We start from the raw sequence: 4275 nt of genomic DNA on the forward strand, positions 1-4275 counted from the left end.
CGTCACCGGGAAGGCGGCGAGGCGGAAGTAGAGGTCCTCGCGGAACAGCCCCTCGCGCACGAGCCCCTGCAGGTCGCGGTTGCTGGCGCAGACGACGCGCACGTCGAACGGCCGCGCCTCGCTCCCGCCGAGCGGGACGGCCCGCCGCTCCTGCAGCGCGCGCAGCAGCTTCGCCTGCACCGCCGGGCTCGTCTCGGCCACCTCGTCGAGGAAGAGCGTGCCGCCGTCCGCCGCCTCGAACCGCCCGACGCGCCGCCGGTCGGCGCCGGTGAAGGCGCCCCGCTCGTGCCCGAACAGCTCGCTCTCCAGCAGCGCCTCGGGGAGCGCGGCGCAGTTGATCGCCACGAACGGGCCGCCGGCCCGCGGGCTCTCGTCGTGGATCGCCCGCGCGAACAGCTCCTTGCCGACCCCCGACTCGCCGAGCAGCAGCACCGTGAGGTCGGTCGGGACCGCCTTGCGCACGAGCTCCACGGTCGGCGCGAGCCCGGCGTCGGCGCCGACGATCCCGCGGAAGCCGGCGCGCGCGCGCAACTCGTCGGTCAGGCGCCGCACCTGCCGCGACAGCCGGCCCATCGAGAGCGCGTTCTTCACGGCGATGTCGAGCCGGTCCATGTCGAACGGCTTGGCGATGAAGTCGTGCGCGCCGAGCTTCATCGCCTCGACGGCCCGCTCGACCGTGCCGAAGGCGGTCATCATGATCACCGGCAGGTCCGGCACGAGGCGGCGCGCCCGCCGCAGGACCTCGAGCCCGTCGATCCCCGGGAGCATCACGTCGAGCAGGCAGATGTCGGGCGGGTCGAGCTCGACCATCTCGACCGCCTGCTCCCCCGTCTCGGCCAGCGCGACGCGGAAGCCGCGCCGGGCGAGCGTGAACGAGAGGAGCCGGCGCAGGCTGGCTTCGTCGTCGACGACGAGGATCGTGGGCGCGGCAGCGGTCATCGTTTCCCGTCCCCCCGCCCCGAATATTGGTCGTCCCGCCCCGGCGTGCCACCTTGGGACAACCGGCCCTGTCCCAAACTGGGACGGTCTGTTGAAATCGGGCCGCAGTTGATGATCCGGTCGCGATCGTCTAATTTCGCCCTCGCCCGCGGGGCCGAAAAGCCCCGTTCGCATTGGGTCGGCACGGCGTTTGCTGAATGAGGGGCGGCGTGCGCAAGCGCGCACGGCCCGCCGAGGGAGCGAAGGTGGCTTTCGAAGGGGCAGGGCAGTGGCCGTTCGCCGGACGGTCCCGCAAGGGGCGGGGCGGCGCCGGCCTGCCGTCTTTCGAGGCGATCCTCGACGCCCATCCGGACGCCCTGCTCATCACCGACGCCGAGGGCGTCGTCCTCTGGCTCAACCGCCGCGCCTCCGAGCGCTTCGGGGTCGCCGCCCTCCAGGCGGTCGGCCGCGACGCGACCTTCGTCGCCGGGCCGTACGCCGCCCAAGCCGAGGGGCGCGCGGTAGCCGACCTCGCCGCCGCGGGCAGCGGGACCGTGGAGACGACCGCCTTCGCGGCCGACGGCTGCCCCTTCCCCTGCCTCGTGCGCGCCTCGCTGCTCGACGAGGACGACCCGCGCGGGCCGCGCCTCCTCGCGCTGGCCGACGACCGCGGCATGGCCCGGCTGCGCGCCGAGCTGCTGCTGAAGGTCGAGACGGCGCAGCGCGAGCGCGCCGCCCTGCGCGCGACGCTCGACGCGCTCGAGGACGTGGCGCTGGTCGTGGACGACTGCGACCGGCTGCTCCTCGCCAACGCCGCCGCGGCCCGGGTCTTCGGCGTCTCGGAGCAGGACTGGGCCGGCCGCCCGATCACCGAGCTGCCGCTGCCGTCGCTCTTCCGCGGGGCCTGGCTGACGTTCCTCGCCTCGCGCCGCCCGAACCAGGCGCAGACGGCGCGCGTCCTCGTCAACGGCGAGGCGCGGACCTTCCTCGTCCGGCTCGCCCGCGCGTCCTCGCTCGCCGGCGCGCCGCTGGCCAGCGTCCTCGTCGCCCGCGACCTGACCCGCTTCGTCGAGCCGGACCGCCGGAAGTACGACTTCCTGCGCGACGCGAGCCACGAGCTGAAAACCCCGCTGGCCTCGATCCACGGCTTCGCCGAGACGCTGGCGCTGGAGCCGGACCTCGAGCGGGAGACGCGCTGCGAGTTCGCGACGATCATCCGCGACGAGGCGGCGCGGCTGGCCGCGCTCGTGGACCGGCTGCTCGAGGTCTCGCACTTCGACTCCGGCACGATCGCCATCGAGCGGAAGCAGACCGACGTCGCCGCGCTGCTGCGCGAGACGGCGGCCGCGCTGACCGACGAAGCCCGCCGCCGCGGGGCGCCGATCGAGGTCTGCGCGCCGCCGGAGGGGGCGGTCGCGTTCGTCGATCCGCCGCTGATGCAGCGGGCGTTCCTGCAGCTCCTTTCCAACGCCGTCGCCCACGGGCCGTCGCCGCGCGGCGTGCGCGCCGAGCTGCGGCCGCAGGTCGGGCGGGTCGAGCTGGAGATCCGCGACTTCGGCCCGGCGGTGCCGGCCGAGGACCTCGAGCGGATCTTCGACCCGTTCTACCGCGTGCTCGGGTCGGAGCAGAGCGGCGCCGAGGGCGGCATCGGGATGGGGCTCGCGCTCTGCCGCCAGATCGTCGAGCGCCACGGCGGCAAGGTCCGCGCCGAGCTGCCGCCCGACGCCGGCCTGCGGATCGTCGTCGAGCTGCCGAACTCCTAGCCGTCGATCGGCGGACGCGGGCGACGACGCACCGCGGCGACGCTTCGCGGCCGCGCGCGCCGGGCGTCAGCGGACGCGGCGCACCGAGACTTGGTTCGTGACGCCGAGCGGCTCGTCCGGCGCGCCCCCCACGACGACGTATGTCTCGCCGCGCGCGAGATCGCCGCGCGCGCGGAGGTCGGCCTCGACCTTGGCCAGCAGCCGCGCCTGCGTCGGCTGCGGCGCGAGGAGCCGCGGCACGATCCCGCGGTAGAGCGTCATCCGCGCCCACGTCTCGGGGCTCGTCGCGTAGCCGTAGATCGGCAGCGGCGCGAGCCGCCGCGCCGCCTCGCGCGCCGTCGCGCCGGAGCGGGTCAGGGCGACGATCGCCCGCGCCCCGACCTCGACCGCGACGAGCACCCCGGCGTCGGCGACTGCGGCCGAGACGCCGAGCCCGCCGTCGGGGCGCGCGACCCGCCGCCGCTCCCGCCGCACCAGCGCCGGCTCGACCGCCCGCGCGATGCGCGCCAGCGCCTCGACCGCCGCCGCCGGATGCGCGCCGACCGCCGTTTCGGCGGAGAGCATCAGCCCCCACGCCCCGTCGAGGACCGCGTTCGCGGCGTCGGAGACCTCGGCCCGCGTCGGCCGGGCCGCGGTGCGCATCGACTCCAGCATTTCCGTGGCCACGATCACCGGCTTCCCCGCGGCCGCGGCCGCGGCGACGATCCGCTTCTGGGCCAGCGGCACGTCCTCCAGCGGCAGCTCCACGCCGAGGTCGCCGCGCGCGACCATCACCGCGTCGGCCGCGACGACGATCTCGTCGAGCCGGGCGAGCGCGCCCCGCGTCTCGATCTTGGCCACGACCAGCGGCGCCGCCCCGCGCCGCGCCGCGAAGCGCCGCGCGTCGAGCACGTCCTCCGGCCGCCGCACGAACGAGACGGCGACGAAGTCGGCGCCGAAGCCGAGCGCCGCGTCGAGGAACCGCCGGTCGCGCGCCGTGAACGCCGAGCGCACCGCCTCCGCCTCGGGCAGGGCGAGGCCGGCGCGCGGCGAGACGCGCCCGCCGTCCGCGACCTCGCAGAGCACCCGCTCCCCGGCGACGCGCCGCACGCGCAGCCGCACCGCGCCGTCCGCGAGGAGCAGCGTCTGCCCGGCCGCGCTCTCCACCGCGAGGTGCGGGTAGTCCACCGGCAGCACGAGCCGCGCCGGGTCGGCGTCCGCGGCGCGCGTCGTCAGCGCGACCGCGTCCCCCGTCTTCAGTTCGACCGGCCCGGCGAAGGCGCCGAGCCTCACCTTCGGCCCGGGAAGGTCGGCGAGGATCCCCACCGGCCGCCCCGCGGCGCGCGCGGCGCGGCGGACGCGGCCCGCCCGCTCGGCGTGCTCGGCGGGGGCGCCGTGGCTGAAGTTGAGGCGGGCGACGTCCATCCCCGCGGCGACCATCGCGCGGACGACCGCGGGCGCGGAGGACGAGGGACCGAGGGTGGCGACGACGCGCGTCAGGCGTCGCGCCGAAGGGGCGGCGGCGGACTCGGTGCGCATGCCCCGATTATCGGCCAGCCGATTGCGGCGCGCGGGCCGGATGGCGCATTCTTGTTCGAGGGAGGGGTGCATGCCG

General features: G+C 76.4%; 3 protein-coding genes. 1 reads left to right on the plus strand and 2 read right to left on the minus strand.

From position 1 onward, the window contains the following. The coding region (locus LLG88_12070) for a sigma-54 dependent transcriptional regulator (GenBank protein MCE5247638.1) at positions 1 to 939 on the minus strand (939 nt) is incomplete at its 3' end. Between the two features lie 245 nt (positions 940 to 1184). On the opposite strand from LLG88_12070, the gene LLG88_12075 reads away from it, so the two are divergent. Beyond that, positions 1185 to 2681, plus strand: coding sequence for a PAS domain-containing sensor histidine kinase (locus LLG88_12075; GenBank protein MCE5247639.1), 1497 nt, complete (start codon positions 1185 to 1187; stop codon positions 2679 to 2681). 66 nt (positions 2682 to 2747) lie between these two features. Here the strand turns inward: LLG88_12075 and pyk are convergent, their stop codons facing one another. Beyond that, positions 2748 to 4199 carry a pyruvate kinase gene (pyk, locus tag LLG88_12080; protein ID MCE5247640.1) on the minus strand — a complete coding sequence of 484 codons (1452 nt, stop codon included), beginning with the start codon at positions 4197 to 4199 and terminating at the stop codon, positions 2748 to 2750. Positions 4200 to 4275 lie beyond the last annotated feature (76 nt).

It is taken from the genome of bacterium (assembly GCA_021372775.1).
GTDB lineage: Bacteria > Acidobacteriota > Polarisedimenticolia > J045 > J045 > JAJFTU01.

What these genes read in the sequence shown, in the direction of transcription:
- pyk (MCE5247640.1), bottom strand. Translation starts at nt 4,199, where the DNA reads ATGCGCACCGAGTCCGCCGCCGCCCCTTCGGCGCGACGCCTGACGCGC.